We start from the raw sequence: 16392 nt of genomic DNA on the forward strand, positions 1-16392 counted from the left end.
CTAGACCAGCGCATGAATCGCGTCAATCACAACAGCACATGAGGATGAACAAGGGGTTAACGGCCGATCCTGATGACCGTCACGGGCTCTCCTGCTGCGCGCGCAGGATCATTCGCGGGACGGACCAGCAGGGCATCGGCTTGCGACATGATCGACAGGCGCGCCGAATCCTGATCCTCGAAGGGCCTTACCAGAACCTGACCGTTCCGCCGCGTGATGGCCGCGCGCAGGTAATGCTGGCGTGGCCCTTCGGGCAACAAGTCAACGGCTAGCGGCAGCATCTCTGATCGGTCGGTATCCGTCATCCCGGACATCCGCCTGATCAAGGCTTGCATGAAGATCATGCCGCAAACCATTGCGGACACGGGATTTCCCGGAAGGCCTAGCATTGCGGTGTCCGCCATCATTCCCGCCATGAGGGGCTTGCCCGGACGCATTGCCACCTTGTAGAAGGCGCGGTCGACGCCGACCTTTTCCGCGACCTTGGCGATCAGGTCATGGTCACCGACCGACGCTCCTCCGATGGTTACCAAAAGATCGGCCCCTCGCGCGGCGTCGAACGCCTGACGCAGGCTTTCTTCGGTGTCCCGGGCGATGGGCAGGATCGTGGGCTCGCCGCCGGCATCGCGAACCTGCGCCGCGATTGCCAGATCGTTCGAACTGACGATCTGACCTGGGCCCGGATCCTCGCCGGGGCGCACGAGTTCATCGCCCCCTGCAAGGATCGCCACGCGCGGACGCGCGGCCACGGTCACCTGCGCCACGTTCATCGCGGCAAGCAACCCGATATCGGCGGCGCTCAGCCTGCGTCCGGGCTGCAGCTGATCGCCCTCGGCAAAATCATTTCCGCGTTTGCGGATATTGCGCCCACGAGAGGCCTGGATCACACGGATATCGTCGCCCGCACGCTCCGCATTCTCTTGCAGTTCGACATGGTCGAAACCTTCAGGGACGGGCGCGCCGGTGAAGATGCGGATCGCCGTGCCGGGGGCCGGCTTGCCTTGCCACGGATGGCCCGCGGCACTGGTGCCCACGACCGGCAGCTTCGACTGGATGTCGGCCAGTCGCATCGCATAGCCGTCCATGGCCGAGGCATCGAAGGGCGGCTGTGTCAGGCGGGCCGTGGCGGGCTTCGTCAGAACCCGACCGAAGGCATCGGCAAGCCCGACGACTTCGTGCCGCGGCCCGCGCGCAAGTGCCAGGACCTTGGCCAGGGCCTCGTCGACGGGGATCATGGCACGGCCACGAAATCGCCGGATTTCCCGCCGGATTTCTGAAGCAGGCGGATGCCCTCGATCCGCATGGATTTCTCGGCGGCCTTCAGCATGTCATAGATCGTGAGGCAGGCGGTGCTGACGGCGGTCAGGGCCTCCATCTCGACGCCCGTGCGTCCGGTCGTGCGAACGGTGGCGGTGACACGGATCCCGGGCAAGCTGTCATCGGGTTCCAGATCCAGCACCACCTTGGAAATCGGCAGCGGATGGCACAGCGGGATCAGGTCCGAAGTCCGCTTGGCGCCCATGATCCCGGCCAGACGCGCCACGCCCATGACATCACCCTTGGCCGCGCCACCGCGTGCCAGATCCAGCGTCGCAGGGGACATGATCACGTGACCGGTGGCCACCGCCTCGCGCCGGGTCTCGTCCTTGTCGGACACATCGACCATATGCGCCTGACCCTGGGCGTCGAAATGCGTCAGGCTCATGCCGGGACATCCAGGATCGCGCGGGTGGCCGCCGCGACATCGTCCTGCCGCATCATGCTTTCCCCGATCAGGAAGCGCCGCGCCCCGACCTGCATCATCGCGCCCAGATCGGCGGGGGTGAACAGGCCGCTTTCGCAGACCACATCGCGATCGTCGGGAATGCGCGGCGCAAGTTCGCGCGTCACATCAAGAGTAACCTCGAAGGTCTTGAGATTGCGATTGTTTATACCGATCATCGGCGATTTGAGGCGCAGCGCGCGGTCCATTTCATCGGCGTTGTGAACCTCGATCAGGGCGTCCATGCCCCAGTGGATCGCGGCGTCTTCCAGTTCGGCCGCAAGGGCATCGTCGACCGAAGCCATGATGATTAGGATGCAGTCCGCACCCCAGGCGCGCGCCTCGGCCACCTGATAGGTGTCATAGACGAAATCCTTGCGCAGCGCAGGCAGATCGCAGGCATCGCGCGCGGCGGTCAGGAATTCCGGCGCACCTTGGAAGCTGGGGCCGTCGGTCAGAACTGACAGGCAGGCCGCGCCGCCTGCCTGATAGGCGCGGGCCAGTGCGGGCGGATCGAAATCGGGCCGGATCAGTCCCTTGGACGGGCTGGCCTTCTTGATCTCGGCGATCAGCGCGGGCCCCGCTTTCGCCTTTTCGGTCAACGCGGTGGCAAAGCCGCGAACGGGCAATGCGGCACGGGCGGCGGCCTCGACATCCGCAAGCGGCCGCGCGGCCTTGGCGGCGGCGATCTCTTGCAGCTTGTAGGCCTTGATCTTGTCCAGAATATCCATGGCCGTCTTCTATCCTTCCTGCGGGGGCGCGAAAAGTCCCCCGGCTCCGATCCAGTCGATGGCAGGTTCGCCCCGTGCGATCAGCCAGTCGTTCACGCGACTGAAGGGGCGGCTGCCGAAAAATCCGCGTCTTGCGGAGAGGGGCGAGGGATGCGCGGTCTCGATCACCAGATCCCGATCCCGGGGCAGTCCCTTCAGCGCCTTCTGCGCGTGCCCACCCCAAAGGATGAAGGCCAGGGGGCGATGGGTTTGCGCTTCGGCCACGGCCTGGCGTGCCAAGGCGTCCCAGCCCCATTTGGCGTGAACCCCCGCCTGACCCGGCATCACGCTGAGCGCGGTGTTCAGAAGCAGGACGCCCTGGGCCGCCCAATGCGACAGATCGCCATCATGTGGGCGGCCGCCCAGATCGTCGGCCATTTCCCTGTAGATATTGGCCAGCGACCGCGGCAGGGGCGTTCCGGGCGTTACCGAAAAGGCGAAGCCGTTCGCATGCCCGGGCGTCGGATAGGGGTCCTGACCCAGGATCACGACGCGCACATCCTGCGGCCGCAGCCCGTCCAGCGCGGCAAAGACGCGCTCGGGGCCGGGCAGGAAGCCGTCGGGCAACCTCTCGCGGATTGCGGGCCATTCGTTCCGGAAGAAGGCCAGATGGGCCCAAGGCTCGGGCGGTCTCACGTTTCCGGCGCGCCCGTGACATCGGAAAGGGCGGTCAGGCTGGCCTTGGCCGCGCCGCTGTCGAGCGAGGTCGCGGCCATCGCCACCCCTTCGCGCAGGTCGTCGACCTTGCCCGCCACGAGCAATGCGGCAGCCGAGTTCAGCAGCACGGCATCGCGATAGGCGCCGTTTTCGCCGTCGAGCAGCCTGCGGAAGGCGGCGGCGTTGTATGACGGTTCACCGCCGATGATGGCCTCGAACGGGTGACGGGGCAGGCCCGCATCCTCGGGGGTGATGGTGAATTCGGTGATCTGGCCGTCCTTCAGCTGACAGACGCGGCTGGATTCCGCGATCGACAGCTCGTCCGTGCCGTCGCCGCCATGAACCAGCCATGCCGCGTCGCTGCCCAGATCGCGCAGCACCTCGGCCATGGGGCGGATCCAGTCGGCACTGAAGGCGCCTGTCAGCTGACGTCGGACGCCGGCGGGATTGGTCAGCGGCCCCAGCAGGTTGAAGACGGTGCGGGTCCCAAGCTCGGTCCGGGGCGGGCCGACATGGCGCATGGCGGGATGATGCATCGGCGCCATCATGAAGCAGATGCCCGCGCGGTCCAGCGCGTCCTGCGCGACGGCGGGGCCGCCCATGACGTTGATCCCCATCTGCGTCAACGCATCCGCCGCGCCCGATTTCGACGAGAGGTTGCGATTGCCGTGCTTGGCGACCGGAATGCCCGCACCCGCCACGACGAAGGCCGTCGCGGTCGAGATGTTCAGCGTGCCCTTGCCATCGCCACCGGTGCCCACGATGTCCATCGCGCCATCCGGGGCGGTGATGCGGTTCATGCGGGCGCGCATGGCGCTGGCGGCGGCGGCGATTTCATCCACCGTCTCGCCTCGGACGCGCAGGGCCATCAACAGGCCGCCGATCTGGGCAGGGGTCGCGGCACCGTCGAAGAGGATCGAGAAGGCCTCTTCGGCCTCGGGGCCGGTCAGGGGGCGGGTGGCGGCGATCCCGATCAGCGGGCGGATGTCGGTCATGCCGCTTCCTTTGCGGCTTCGCAGCGGCGAAGGAAGTTGCGGATCATCTCGTGGCCGTTTTCGGATGCGATGGATTCGGGGTGGAACTGCACGCCCTCAATCGGCAGGGCCTCGTGCATCAGGCCCATGATCGTGCCATCATCCGACGTGGCCGTGACGCGCAGGCTGTTGGGCAGGCTGTCGGGTTCGACCGTCAGCGAATGGTAGCGGGTCGCGTTCATGGGCGAGGGAAGGCCCGCGAAGATCCCGGTGCCGTCATGGCTGATCGCATCGACCTTGCCATGCAGGATGCGGTTCGCGCGCACGACCTTGCCGCCGAATGCCTCGCCTATGGCCTGATGCCCCAGGCAGACCCCAAAGAGCGGGATTTCGCGTTCGGCCGCGGCGCGGATCAGCTCGACGCAGATGCCCGCCTGCGCGGGATCGCAGGGACCGGGCGAGATGACGATGCCATCGGCCTTCATGGCCAGGGCTTCCTCGACCGTGATCTGGTCGTTGCGGCGCACGACCACCTCGGCGCCGGCCTCGCCCATGTAATGGACCAGGTTCCAGGTGAAGCTGTCGTAATTGTCGATCAGAAGGATCATCGTGGCCACCTGTTGGCTTGGGGTCGTGCAGAGGGTGCAGGGGCGGTTTCCCCCTGCTTCGGCGTCGGCTATAGATGTGGCAAAGCACATGCGGGGGTCAAGGGCAGGCGCCCGAAAACCCGCATGAGAACAGGCACGGACGCTGCAATTTGTCGCGACCGGAAACGAAGGCGGGACGGAATGGCGAAGGGTTTCTGGAAAGGGGCGTTTCACGGCGGAATGATCGGGGTCGCGGGATTGGTGGTGCTGTCCCTGATCGCGCCCCAGTCGCGGCAGGAACCGCCCGCCCGGAATGAGACGACCCCGGAAGCCGCGCTGCCCGCAGCCGAAGCGCCGCCCCCCGAACGACAGCCGGACCAGCCCCTGGCCGATGCCGTCGATCTGCCCGTGGGATCGGAGTTCGGGCGCGGCGGCGACGTGACCCCGAACCTGCCTTCGCCCGTGGCGGAAACCGCGCGCCAATCCGAACCCATGGCGGTCCGCGCACCCGTGGCCGAGCCCGCGCCCGTCCGCGCGCCCGTGGACAACGCCCGGCCGCAGACCGCGGCGGATCCGATCACGCCCGTGCAGCAAGGACCCGCCGCGTCCGAGGACGCCCCGAGCCTGGCGGTTCCCGCCGCGCCCCAGGTCATGCGCACCGATACCGCCGCCATCCGTCCCGAACCGGGCGCCGCCCCCGACGGGCTGCCCGACCGACCGCAGGCAGGCGACACGCAGCCGCCCGCGCTGCCGCAGCCCGCGCTGGACCTGTCGCTGCCGCCCGACCTCTCTGACCTGCCTGGAATGGAACAACGCTGATGCGCCCGCTGAACCCCGCCCTGACCCAGACCTTCCTGCCCCCGGTGATGGAGGCGCGCCGCTGGCTGGAGGGCGTGCAGTTCGCGCCGGAACGCCCGCTGATCAATGTAAGCCAGGCCGCCCCCGTCGCGCCCCCGCCCGAGGATCTGCGCCGCGTGATCGCGGAGGCGGCGATGAACCTGCCCGAGGCGCATCTTTACGGTCCGGTGATGGGCCATCCCGAATTGCGGCAGGAGGTTGCGGACGCATTCTCGTTGCCGGGGGTCGTTCTGGACGCGTCTCAGGTGGCGATCACACAGGGCTGCAACCAGGCGTTCTGCGCGGCGATCGCGGCGCTGGCCGGGCAGGGGGACGAGGTGATCCTGCCGACGCCCTGGTACTTCAATCACAAGATGTGGCTGGACATGGCGGGCGTGCGCGCCGTGCCGCTGCCCTGCCGCGAGGGAATGCTGCCCGACCCCGAGGAAGCGGCCCGCCTAATCACCGATCGCACCCATGCCATCGTGCTGGTGACCCCGAACAACCCCACGGGCGCCGAATATCCGCAGGGCCTTGTCGCGGCCTTCCACGATGTCGCGACCCGCGCCGGGGTGACGCTGATCGTGGACGAGACCTATCGCGATTTCGATTCGCGTTCCGGCCCGGTCCATGACCTGCGGGCGCGCGAAGGGGCGCGGGTCGTTCAGCTCTACAGCTTCTCGAAGGCCTATCGGCTGACGGGGCATCGCGTGGGCGCATTGATCGCGGATGCCGAATTCATGATCCAGATCGAGAAGTTCCTCGATACCGTGGCCATCTGCCCGAACCAGCTGGGGCAGATCGGGGCGCTTTGGGGGATGCGGAACCTGGGCGACTGGGTGCAGGGCGAACGGGCCGAGATCCTGACCCGCCGCGCGGCCACCATGGACAGGCTGGGCGCGATCCCAGGCTGGACGCTCAAGAGCGCGGGCGCCTATTTCGCCTGGCTGGAACATCCGTTCGCGGAAGCCTCGGACAACCTCGCGCGGCGGATGGTCCGCGAGGTCGGGGTCCTGGCGCTGCCGGGCACGATGTTTACCCCCGATCACGACCCCCAGGGCGCGCGCCATCTGCGCATCGCCTTCGCCAATGTGGATGCCGATGGCATCGCGGGGCTGTCCGACAGGCTTGCCGGACTTGTGGCGGACGTGCACGCGTCCTAAAGACGGCAGCGACAAGACCACGAGGAATGCCGACCATGCCCAATCTGCGCACCAAGGGGAAATCGTCCATCGTCTGGATCCTGATGGGTCTGATGGTGATGGGGCTGGGCGGCTTCGGCGTCACCAGCTTCTCGGGCGGGTCCAGCCGTCTGGGCAAGGTCGGCGATACCGACATCAGCGCCCAGGACTATGGCCGCGCGCTGCAGGCCCAGATCAACGCGATTTCCCAGCAGACCGGGCAGCGCATCACCATGGCGCAGGCGCGCGAGATGGGCGTGCCGCAATCGGTGATGCAGCAGCTCGTGTCCGCCGCCGCCCTGGCCGAGGAGGCCGACCGCATCGGCGTATCCGTCGGCGATCAGCAGGTTGCGCAGGCGATCCGCGAACTGGGTGCCTTCCAGGGCCCGAACGGCGATTTCGACCGGACGGCCTATGGGCAGGTGCTGCAGCGCGAAGGTTATACCGAATCCACCTTCGAAGAGCAGATCCGCGAGGATGAAGCGCGCCTGATCCTGCAGCGCGCCGTCACCGGCGGCGTCGTGGCACCCGAAGCGATGGTCGATCAGACCGCGCGCTGGATCCTGCAGACGCGCGACCTGTCCTGGGTCGAGCTGTCCGAGGACGACCTGATCGAGGAGATCGCGACCCCGGACGAGGAGGCCCTTCGCGCATGGCACGAGGCCAATGCCGACCGCTTCACCGCCCCCGAGATCCGCAAGCTGACCTATGCCTGGGTCACGCCCGACCGGCTGGCCCCCGAGGTCGAGCTGGACGAGGCCGCCCTGCGCGAGACCTACGAGCAGCATATCGCGGAATACCAGCAGCCCGAGCGTCGCATCGTCAGCCGCCTCGTCTTCCCCTCGGTCGATGAGGCCGAGGCCGCGCAGGCGCAGATCGCCGCGGGCGAGGCCGATTTCGACAGCTTCGTGACCGCGCGCGGGCTGTCCGCCGAAGACGCCGAACTGGGCGAGGTGACCGAGGCCGATCTTGGTGCCAACGGCGCGGATGTCTTCGCGCTGGCCGATACCGGCGTCGTGGGCCCGCTGCAGACCGATCTGGGCCCGGCGCTGTTCCAGGTGAACGCGATCCTCGATCCGATCGACATCCCGTTCGAGGCGGCACAGGAAGACCTGCGCACCGAGGCCGCGATCGACCGTGCCGCACGTCAGATCGCCACCCGCAGCGCCGATTACGAGGATCTGCTGGCAGGTGGCGTCCCGCTGGAGGAGGTCGCCGAGGATACCGAGATGCAGCTGGGCCAGATCGACTGGAGCGCCGAGCTGCGCCCCGAGGGCGGCAGCATCGCGGGCTATGACGGTTTCCGAGAGATCGCGGCCGAGGTGTCGACCAGCGACTTCCCGGAACTGCACGAACTGGCCGATGGCGGCGTTTTCGCGCTGCGCCTCGATGAAATCGTGCAGCCGACGCTGATCCCCTTCGACGAAGTCCGCGACGAGGTCGCCGCCGATTGGCGCAGGTCCGAACTGCACCGTCAGCTGCTGGCCCGCGCCGCCGACCTGCGCCTGCAGCAGATGTCCGACGAAGTGCCCGTCGTGGACGATCAGCCCGCCAACGATCAGCCGGCAGACGAACAACCCGCCGATGAACAGACCGTGGCCAGCCTCGATTGGCAGAGCGAGACCGGATTGTCGCGCGACGCCTATATGGACGGGCTGCCGCCGCAGCTTCTGGCGCAGGCCTTCGATCTGGACGAGCCGGGCGAGACCGAGGTCGTCGATGCGGGCGATCGCGTCTTCCTCGTGCGGCTGGACCAGGTGACCGAGGCCGACCTGTCGGACGACAACGCCGCCGGTATTCGCGATGCGCTGAGCGCGCGGCTGAACCAGTCGCTGCAGGGCGACATCTTCGACTTCTATGCGCGCCATGTGCAGCGCAACCTGGATGTGACGGTGAACCAGCAGGCCGTCGAATCCGTCAATTCCCAGGTGCAGTGATGCAGATCCAACCCGAGTTCGCGGCCTTCGAGGCCGAATGGAATGCCGGTCGCAATCAGCTGGTCACGATCAGCCTTGCCGCCGATCTGGACACACCCGTCAGCCTGATGCTGAAACTGGCCGAGGCCGGACCGCAGAGCTTCATGCTGGAATCCGTGACCGGAGGAGAGGTTCGCGGGCGCTATTCGATCGTGGGCATGAAGCCCGACCTGGTCTGGCAGTGCCGCGACGGCAAGGCGCGCATCAACCGGCAGGCGCGTTTCTCGGACAGCTTCGAGGATGACACGCGCCCCGCGCTGGACAGCCTGCGCGCCCTGATCGCCGAAAGCCGGATCGAGAACATGCCCGACGGTGTGCCGCCGGTCGCGGCGGGTCTGTTCGGGTATCTGGGCTATGACATGATCCGGCTGGTCGAGAACCTGCCCGCCGTGAACCCCGATCCGCTAGATCTGCCCGACGCGATCCTGATGCGCCCGTCCGTCGTGGCGGTGCTGGACGGGGTCAAGGGCGAGGTGACGCTGTGCGCGCCGGCATGGCATGACGGAAACGACAATGCCCGCGCTGCCTATGCCCGCGCCGCCGAACGCGTCATGGAGGCACTGCGGTCGCTGGACCGTCAGCCGTCGGAGCCGCGTGCCCTGGGCGAGGATCGCCAGATCGGCGAGCCGGTGTCGAACTTCGCCAAGGCGGATTACCTGATCGCGGTCGAGAAGGCCAAGGACTATATCCGCGCGGGCGACATTTTCCAGGTCGTGCCCTCGCAGCGCTGGAAGATGGACTTCCCGCTGCCGCCCTTCGCGCTCTATCGCAGCCTGCGGCGCACGAACCCTTCGCCTTTCATGTTCTATCTGAACATGGGCGGTTTCCACATCGTGGGTGCCAGCCCCGAGATCCTCGTGCGCCTGCGCGAGGGCAAGGTGACGATCCGTCCCATCGCCGGCACCCGTCCGCGCGGCGCCGACGAGGCCGCGGATCGCGCGCTGGAAGAGGATCTGCTGTCCGATCCCAAGGAACTGGCCGAGCATCTGATGCTGCTGGATCTGGGTCGCAACGATGTGGGTCGGGTCGCCCGTCCGGGCACCGTCCGCCCGACCGAGAAATTCGTGATCGAACGCTACAGCCACGTCATGCATATCGTCTCGAACGTGGTGGGCGAGCTGCGCGAGGGCGAGGATGCGTTGTCGGCGCTGCTGGCGGGTCTTCCTGCGGGGACTGTTTCCGGTGCGCCCAAGGTTCGCGCGATGGAGATCATCGACGAGCTGGAGCCGGAGAAGCGCGGCGTCTATGGCGGGGCGGTCGGCTATTTCGCCGCCAATGGCGAGATGGACATGTGCATCGCCCTGCGCACCGGCGTCATCAAGGACGAGAGCCTCTATATCCAGGCCGGGGGCGGGGTCGTCTATGACAGCGACCCCGAGGCCGAGTTCCAGGAGACGGTGAACAAGAGCCGCGCCCTGCACCGTGCGGCCGAAGCTGCCGCGCGTTTCGTCCGCGGAAATGGCTGAAATGAAAAAGGCGACCCCGAGGGGTCGCCTTTCGTATCCGTGATCCGGTGATCTATCAGTTCGCCGGGGTCGTGGTTTCCGGTGCGTTCGGGTCGTTGCCGGTCATGTCGCTCTCGGCTTCTTCCATGTTCGCTTCGGTATCCATCTCGGGCTCCATGTCGGCACCCTCCATGGGTGCGGCACCCGGATCTTCCATGGCTTCGGTCTCGCCTTCCATCGGCTGAGCGGCCATCGGATCGGCGGCGTCGCCACCGCTCATGGCATCGGTCGTTTCAGCTTCGGTCGCGGCCTGATCGCGGAAGACGTATTCCGGTGCGGCATCGGCCTGTTCCTGCGTCAGCGTGGCAGTGATTTCCTGCGCATCGGAATTCACCGTCAGGTCGGTCCAGGGCAGGGCGATCTGCTTTTCGCCGATACCGAGGAAGCCGCCGACGCCGATGACCGCCGCCTTCATCTCGCCGGTGTCGCCGTCGATGATCAGGTCGTTGATATCGCCGATGTCATCGCCTTCGGGCGAGGTGACGGTCGTGCCGGTGATCCAGTCGACGCGCAGCTCGTTCATCGCCTGCTCGACCTCGACCATGTTCGCGGCTTCGGCGGCAGCTGCCTGCTCCTCGGCCTCGGATGCATCGACTTCGGCATCGGCTGCCATGGCGTCTTCGCCTGCCGGGTCGTTCGACGGATCCGTGGCCATCGGCTCGGTCTGGGTCATCGCGTCGTCGTTCATGGGTTCGGTGGCCGTGCTGTCCTGTGCATAAGCGGCACCGAAGCCGAGCGGCAGAACCAGGGCGGTTGTCATCAGAATGTTGCGCATGTCAATCTCCTCTTTGACTGCGTGGCGCGTCGCCACGTTGGATGTCTGACCAATGCGCAATCTGAAAGCACGGTTCCCAAGAGAAAGGGCACCGGACGAAAATCGCCGGTGCCCCAGATGCCGCCCGAAGGGGGTGATTCGTCAGTCCTCGCCCCTAAAAGGCTGGACATATTGCAGGGCCATGTCCCACGGGAAGAAGATCCAGGTGTCTTGGCTGACTTCGGTCACATAAGTGTGAACCTGCGGTTTGCCCTTGGGCTTGGCATAGACGGTGCCCAGATGCGCCTTGGGATACATCTGGCGGACCAGTTCCAGCGTGCGTCCGGAATCGACCAGATCGTCGATGACCAGGATGTCCTCGCCGTCGCCCATCAGTTCGGCATCGGGGGATTTCAGGACCTTCAGCCCGCCCTGTTCCTGCTTGTGATAGGATTTCACGCTGATCGTGTCGATCGTGCGGATGTCCAGTTCGCGCGCGACGATCATCGCGGGCACAAGGCCGCCGCGGGTGATCGCGACGACGGCGCGCCAGTCCCTGCCGTCCAGCCGCCACGCAAGTGCGCGCGCATCGCGGTGCAGCTGATCCCAGCTGACATGAAAGCCTTTTTCGTGGGGCAGGCGATCGTTCATCTTTCCCATCCTTCTGTTCGGGCCTGGTGGCCCCTAGTGACGCAGGATCAGCGAAAGGCCCAGGGCGGCGATGGCCAGCCCCGCGCCGCGGTCGATCCAGAACTTGGCAGCGTGATAGCGCCGCCGGAGAACCGGCAACGCCATGAGCAATGCAAGCGCGGTATAGAAGAAAAGCTCGACCGACAAGGCTGTCAGATAGATTGCGCCCTTGTCCATCGGGGCAAGCATGGCCGGAAAGATCGACAACAGCACGGCGGAATAGAAAAGCGCGGGTTTCGGGTTGGACATGTTCAATGCGACGCCGCCTGCAAAGCCCATCGCGGCACTTGCGGCGTCGGGCAGCGGATCGGCCGCATGGCGCCACATCTTCACGCCGATATGGATCAGATAGGCGCCGCCCATGATCTTCATCGCGACCAGGGTCCAGGGCGCGATGCGGAACAGCGCGGTCAGCCCCAGCAGCGCGAACAGGCACCAGAAGGACGCGCCGACCGCCAGCCCCCAGCCATAGGACAGCGCGGCGCGGCGACCCAGGGCGAAGGCGCCCTGGCTGACGGCGATCACGCCCGGTCCGGGCGACAGGATGGCGGCGGCCAATGTGGCCACGAACAGGGCCAGCTGATCGGGCGTGATGTTCAGCATGGCCCCGCGCCCGTCAGTCCTTCTTGGTCGTGGCGATATCGGGTGCGTCGACGGCCTTCATGCCCACCACGTGATAACCCGCATCGACGTGATGCGTCTCGCCGGTGACGCCGGCACCCAGACGCGACAGCAGATACAGCGCCGAATTCCCGACATCTTCCTGCGTGACATTGCGACGCAGGGGGGCGTTCAGCTCGTTCCACTTCATGATGTAGCGGAAATCGCCGATGCCGCTGGCGGCCAGCGTCTTGATCGGGCCGGCGCTGATGGCGTTGACGCGGATGTTGTTCTTGCCGAAATCCTCGGCCAGATAACGCACGCTCGCCTCGAGCGCGGCCTTGGCGACGCCCATGACGTTGTAATGCGGCATCACGCGTTCGGCGCCGTAATAGGTCAGCGTCAGCATCGACCCGCCATCCGTCATCATCGCGGCGGCGCGGCGTGCCACGGCGGTGAAGCTGTAGACCGAAATATCCATGGTCATCAGGAAGTTCTCGCGCGTGGTCTCGGCATAGCGGCCGCGCAGCTGTTCCTTGTCCGAGAAGCCGATGGCATGGACGATGAAGTCCAGCTTGCCCCATTTCTGCGACAATGCGCCGAACAGTTGGTCGATCGAGCCCTCGTCCGAGACGTCGCAGGGCAGCACGGTATCCGAGCCCAGCTGGGCCGCAAGCGGGTCGACGCGCTTCTTCAGGGACTCGCCCTGGTAGCTGAAGGCAAGCTCGGCGCCCTCGGATGCAAGCGCCTTGGCGATGCCCCATGCAATGGACTTGTCATTGGCCAGCCCCATGATGAGGCCGCGCTTGCCGGCCATCAGGCCGCCCGTGTGATCGCTTGACATGTAATGTCCCCCGCGCTTTCAACCCATTATCAGCGGTGATTAGGCCAAGTGCCGTGCCGCATCAAGCACAAGGACCGTTCTGATGACCGACCGTGGCGGAATATTCGCAGGCGACGACCCGTTCGAGATCGTCCGATCCTGGATGAAGGAGGCCGAGGCGAGCGAGCCGAACGACCCCAACGCCATCGCGCTTGCCACCGCGGACGCTTCGGGGATGCCCGACGTGCGGATGGTGCTGCTGAAGGACGTGGACGGGCAGGGTGAGGATGGCAGCTTCGTCTTCTACACGAATTACGACAGCGCCAAGGGGCAGCAGCTTGCCCAGAACGCCCAGGCGGCCTTCGTGATGCACTGGAAATCCCTGCGCCGCCAGATACGGGTCCGCGGAGAGGTCGTGCGCGAGGATGGACCCCAGGCCGATGCCTATTACGACAGTCGGGCACTGCAGAGCAGGCTGGGCGCCTGGGCCTCTGCGCAGTCGCGCCCGCTGGACAGCCGGACCTCGCTCATGACCGAGGTCGCGAAGGTCGGGCTGCGGCACGGGACCGCGCCCTCTCGGCCGCCGTTCTGGGGCGGTTTCCGGATACGACCGACCCAGATCGAGTTTTGGGCCGACGGCGCATTCCGTTTGCACGACAGATTTGTATGGACAAGAAACACGCAATCAAAGTGGGCAATCCAGCGGCTTTGCCCCTGAACATCGGCAGTTCTGCGCCGCCGTGGTAAATAAATAGCGACAAGTCCCTCATATGAAAGCTATACAGTTGTGAAGGGTTCGGTCGGGTAATATCTAAAGGTAACTTGACTTATTAATTCGTGACAGTGGGATCGAGATGACTGACGACAGCGGCATGAAGCTGGTATCCGGATTGGTGAAGTGGTTCGACCCCGCCAAAGGTTACGGCTTCATTCTTAACAGCGAAGGCGGGGCGGACATTCTGTTGCACGCGAATGTCCTGCGCAACTTCGGCCGCAGTTCGGTCGCGGATCAGTCACGGGTGACCGTCAAGGTTCAGGATACCCAACGCGGCGTTCAGGCGGCCGAGGTCATGTCGATCGAGCCGCCCGAAACCGACGGCCAGCCGCCCATCGCCGATCTGGACGCCGAGGTTATCGAGCATCTGGATTCGTTGCCGCTGCGTCCCGCGCGCGTCAAATGGTTCGACAAGGCCAAGGGCTTCGGTTTCGCCAACATCTTCGGGCATCCCGAAGACGTCTTCATCCATATCGAGGTGCTGCGCCATTCCGGGTTCTCGGACCTCGTCATAGGCGAGGCGATCTGCGTCCGCGTCGTCGAGGGTCCGCGCGGCCTGATGGCCGCTCAGATCACCGCCTGGGACCTGGCCCTGCACGACCGGACGGATGAGGCCGGCGACAAGCCCGATGCCACAGATGACGGGTCGTTCCTCGCTCATGTGGCCGAATAGGGCCGCCCTGCTGTTGGCGATGGCCCTGCCGGGAATGGCAGGGGCCGTGGAATGCACCGCCGACAGCGTCGTGATCGGAACGGCAAGCGCGGATGTCCGCATCTCGGTCGAAATCGCCGACGATGCGGCCGAACGCGCCCGGGGGCTGATGTTCCGCAGGCAGCTGGACCCGGATGCCGGGATGCTGTTCATCTACGAATCGCCTCAGCCGGTATCCTTCTGGATGCGGAACACGTTGATCCCGCTGGACCTGATCTTCATCGACATGCAGGGCGTGATCCGGCACATTCATCGCAATGCTCGCCCGCTGGACGAAACGCCGATCCCCGGTGCCGCCGTGGGCGATCCGTCGCCCGATCGCCTGATGGTGCTGGAAATCGGCGGGGGCGAGGCGGATCGCCACGGGCTGGCTGTCGGTCAGGCCCTGGCGCATCCGGCGCTTGGCGGCGATGCGACCTTCGCGTGCGACTAGGTCTTTCCCTTGTCAGGACAATCGGCTAAAGCCGTTTTCGTCGGGGCGTAGCGCAGCCTGGTAGCGCGACGGTTTTGGGTACCGTAGGTCGGAGGTTCGAATCCTCTCGCCCCGACCACTTCCACGAATATCGGACACCGAAAAGACCCTTGCGGGTCGATGTGGTCGTGGGAAAACGCGCCCGGACTGTTGCCAATCCGCCCCCCGTCGTGAAACCCTTTGGGTCGATGGGAACGGATGGCGCGCGGCCATGTTGTTCCGTGGCTTTACAGGATTTCCCGACCGCATGACCGACATCTCGCTGCGCAAGTCCGAGCATCTGCGCATCGTCACCGAAGGCCGGGGCGCGCAGGACCGGGTCCCCACCGGGCTGGACCTCGTGCGGTTCAGGCATTGCGCCCTTCCGGAACTGGACTTCGATGCGATCGACCTGGGGACGACATTCCTGGGGCGCGAACTGCGCGCGCCATTGCTGATATCCGCGATGACCGGCGGCCCGGTCGAGGCGGGGCGCATCAACGCCCATATCGCCGAAGCCTGCCAGGAATTGCGGATCGCGCTTTCGGTCGGCTCTCAGCGGATCGCGGTCGAACATGGCGATGCGGGCGGATTGGGGCGCGAGCTGCGCCGTGCTGCGCCCGATGTACCGATCCTGGGCAATATCGGCGCGGTGCAGCTGAACTATGCCATCGGCATCGACGAAGCCCGCCGCGCCGTGGACATGATCGAGGCCGACGCGCTGATCCTTCATCTGAACCCCCTGCAGGAAGCGATCCAGCCCGGAGGGGATCGCAATTTCTCAGGGCTTCTGACCCGGATCGAAGAATTGGCCCATGCACTGCCCGTGCCGATCGGGGCAAAGGAGGTGGGCTCGGGCCTGTCTGCGTCGGTCATCCGGTCCTTGGGCGATGCCGGGGTGCGCATCTTCGATGTGGCAGGCACCGGCGGGACCAGTTGGGCGCGGGTCGAGGCCGAACGCGGCGATGCCCAGCTCCAGGCCATTGCCGCACCCTTTCACGACTGGGGCATACCGACGGCGGATGCGTTGCGGGCGGCGGCGCCATTGATGGGGCAGGGCCGGATCCTGATCGGATCGGGCGGGATCAGGCATGGGTTGGACGTGGCGCGCGCAATCCGGCTGGGCGCGGATATCGCGGGGCAGGCGGCAGGCGCGCTCAGCGCGGCACGCACCGGCACCGAGGCGCTGGTCGCGCATCTGTCAGACGTGGCGCAGCAGCTGCGGATCGCGATGTTCTGCACGGGCAGCGCCGATCTGGCGGCCCTTCGCCGCGCCCCCCTGCAGGAGGCTTGATGCATTTTCGCCGCACCCCCCGCCGCTGGTCATGGCAGCCGAAC

At 66.2% G+C, this 16392-nt stretch carries 18 protein-coding genes and 1 tRNA gene; 9 read left to right on the top strand and 10 right to left on the bottom strand.

Translation table 11 applies throughout. The features are described from left to right. Positions 1–56: 56 nt before the first annotated feature. The 6 genes from glp to KO490_RS13645 are packed head-to-tail and all read right to left on the bottom strand — an operon-like array spanning position 57 to position 4771. On the bottom strand, positions 57–1235 hold the full coding sequence (glp, locus tag KO490_RS13620) for a gephyrin-like molybdotransferase Glp (protein ID WP_216019950.1): 1179 nt from the start codon (positions 1233–1235) through the stop codon (positions 57–59). Continuing rightward, positions 1232–1705: a cyclic pyranopterin monophosphate synthase MoaC gene (moaC, locus tag KO490_RS13625; protein WP_216019951.1), complete on the bottom strand. Its 474-nt coding sequence runs from the start codon at positions 1703–1705 to the stop codon at positions 1232–1234. Before moaC ends, glp begins: the two co-directional genes overlap by 4 nt. Continuing rightward, positions 1702–2493 (bottom strand): indole-3-glycerol phosphate synthase TrpC, encoded by a 792-nt coding sequence (gene trpC, locus KO490_RS13630; protein ID WP_216019952.1) that lies wholly within the window; start codon positions 2491–2493, stop codon positions 1702–1704. Before trpC ends, moaC begins: the two co-directional genes overlap by 4 nt. Positions 2494–2502: 9 nt before the next feature. Next, positions 2503–3168: a uracil-DNA glycosylase gene (locus tag KO490_RS13635; protein ID WP_216019953.1), complete on the bottom strand. Its 666-nt coding sequence runs from the start codon at positions 3166–3168 to the stop codon at positions 2503–2505. After that, entirely contained in the window at positions 3165–4184 is a 1020-nt protein-coding gene (trpD, locus tag KO490_RS13640; protein ID WP_216019954.1) for an anthranilate phosphoribosyltransferase, read from the bottom strand. Before trpD ends, KO490_RS13635 begins: the two co-directional genes overlap by 4 nt. Continuing rightward, positions 4181–4771 carry an aminodeoxychorismate/anthranilate synthase component II gene (locus KO490_RS13645; protein ID WP_216019955.1) on the bottom strand — a complete coding sequence of 197 codons (591 nt, stop codon included), beginning with the start codon at positions 4769–4771 and terminating at the stop codon, positions 4181–4183. Before KO490_RS13645 ends, trpD begins: the two co-directional genes overlap by 4 nt. Positions 4772–4951: 180 nt before the next feature. Between KO490_RS13645 and KO490_RS13650 the strand changes: the two genes are divergently transcribed. From KO490_RS13650 to trpE, 4 genes are read left to right on the top strand one after another with little or no spacing between them, the layout of a single operon-like run. Continuing rightward, positions 4952–5569 (top strand): hypothetical protein, encoded by a 618-nt coding sequence (locus KO490_RS13650; protein WP_216019956.1) that lies wholly within the window; start codon positions 4952–4954, stop codon positions 5567–5569. Continuing rightward, positions 5569–6750 carry an aminotransferase gene (locus tag KO490_RS13655; RefSeq protein WP_371822356.1) on the top strand — a complete coding sequence of 394 codons (1182 nt, stop codon included), beginning with the start codon at positions 5569–5571 and terminating at the stop codon, positions 6748–6750. The genes KO490_RS13650 and KO490_RS13655 overlap by 1 nt, the downstream gene beginning before the upstream one ends. Positions 6751–6785: 35 nt before the next feature. Beyond that, positions 6786–8705 (top strand): SurA N-terminal domain-containing protein, encoded by a 1920-nt coding sequence (locus KO490_RS13660; RefSeq protein WP_252727177.1) that lies wholly within the window; start codon positions 6786–6788, stop codon positions 8703–8705. Then, the gene (gene trpE, locus KO490_RS13665; protein ID WP_216019957.1) at positions 8705–10210 is read left to right on the top strand and encodes an anthranilate synthase component I; all 1506 of its coding nucleotides are present in this window, start codon (positions 8705–8707) and stop codon (positions 10208–10210) included. The genes KO490_RS13660 and trpE overlap by 1 nt, the downstream gene beginning before the upstream one ends. Before the next feature lie 55 nt (positions 10211–10265). Here trpE and KO490_RS13670 read toward each other — a convergent pair whose 3' ends face one another. The 4 genes from KO490_RS13670 to fabI form a co-directional block, all read right to left on the bottom strand. Further along, the gene (locus tag KO490_RS13670) at positions 10266–11024 is read right to left on the bottom strand and encodes a PRC-barrel domain-containing protein (protein ID WP_216019958.1); all 759 of its coding nucleotides are present in this window, start codon (positions 11022–11024) and stop codon (positions 10266–10268) included. 141 nt (positions 11025–11165) lie between these two features. Then, positions 11166–11654: a xanthine phosphoribosyltransferase gene (gpt, locus tag KO490_RS13675; RefSeq protein WP_216019959.1), complete on the bottom strand. Its 489-nt coding sequence runs from the start codon at positions 11652–11654 to the stop codon at positions 11166–11168. 33 nt (positions 11655–11687) lie between these two features. Continuing rightward, positions 11688–12296 (bottom strand): LysE family translocator, encoded by a 609-nt coding sequence (locus tag KO490_RS13680; RefSeq protein WP_252727178.1) that lies wholly within the window; start codon positions 12294–12296, stop codon positions 11688–11690. A 13-nt stretch (positions 12297–12309) separates the two neighbouring features. Next, positions 12310–13137 (bottom strand): enoyl-ACP reductase FabI, encoded by an 828-nt coding sequence (fabI, locus tag KO490_RS13685; protein WP_216019960.1) that lies wholly within the window; start codon positions 13135–13137, stop codon positions 12310–12312. An 82-nt stretch (positions 13138–13219) separates the two neighbouring features. On the opposite strand from fabI, the gene pdxH reads away from it, so the two are divergent. From pdxH to fni, 5 genes are all read left to right on the top strand, one after another. Next, positions 13220–13834, top strand: a complete 615-nt coding sequence (gene pdxH / locus KO490_RS13690) for a pyridoxamine 5'-phosphate oxidase (protein ID WP_216019961.1) — start codon at positions 13220–13222, stop codon at positions 13832–13834. Between the two features lie 136 nt (positions 13835–13970). After that, positions 13971–14564 (top strand): cold-shock protein, encoded by a 594-nt coding sequence (locus KO490_RS13695; protein WP_216019962.1) that lies wholly within the window; start codon positions 13971–13973, stop codon positions 14562–14564. Beyond that, a complete protein-coding gene (locus KO490_RS13700) occupies positions 14551–15036 on the top strand; it encodes a DUF192 domain-containing protein (RefSeq protein WP_252727179.1) in 486 nt (161 codons plus the stop codon). The genes KO490_RS13695 and KO490_RS13700 overlap by 14 nt, the downstream gene beginning before the upstream one ends. A 41-nt stretch (positions 15037–15077) precedes the next feature. After that, positions 15078–15154 (top strand) — tRNA-Pro (locus KO490_RS13705). 168 nt (positions 15155–15322) lie between these two features. Then, a complete protein-coding gene (gene fni / locus KO490_RS13710) occupies positions 15323–16348 on the top strand; it encodes a type 2 isopentenyl-diphosphate Delta-isomerase (protein WP_216019963.1) in 1026 nt (341 codons plus the stop codon). The last annotated feature ends 44 nt before the right edge of the window (positions 16349–16392 follow it).

Origin of the sequence: Paracoccus sp. C2R09, assembly GCF_018860625.1 — a bacterium.
Taxonomy (GTDB): domain Bacteria; phylum Pseudomonadota; class Alphaproteobacteria; order Rhodobacterales; family Rhodobacteraceae; genus Paracoccus.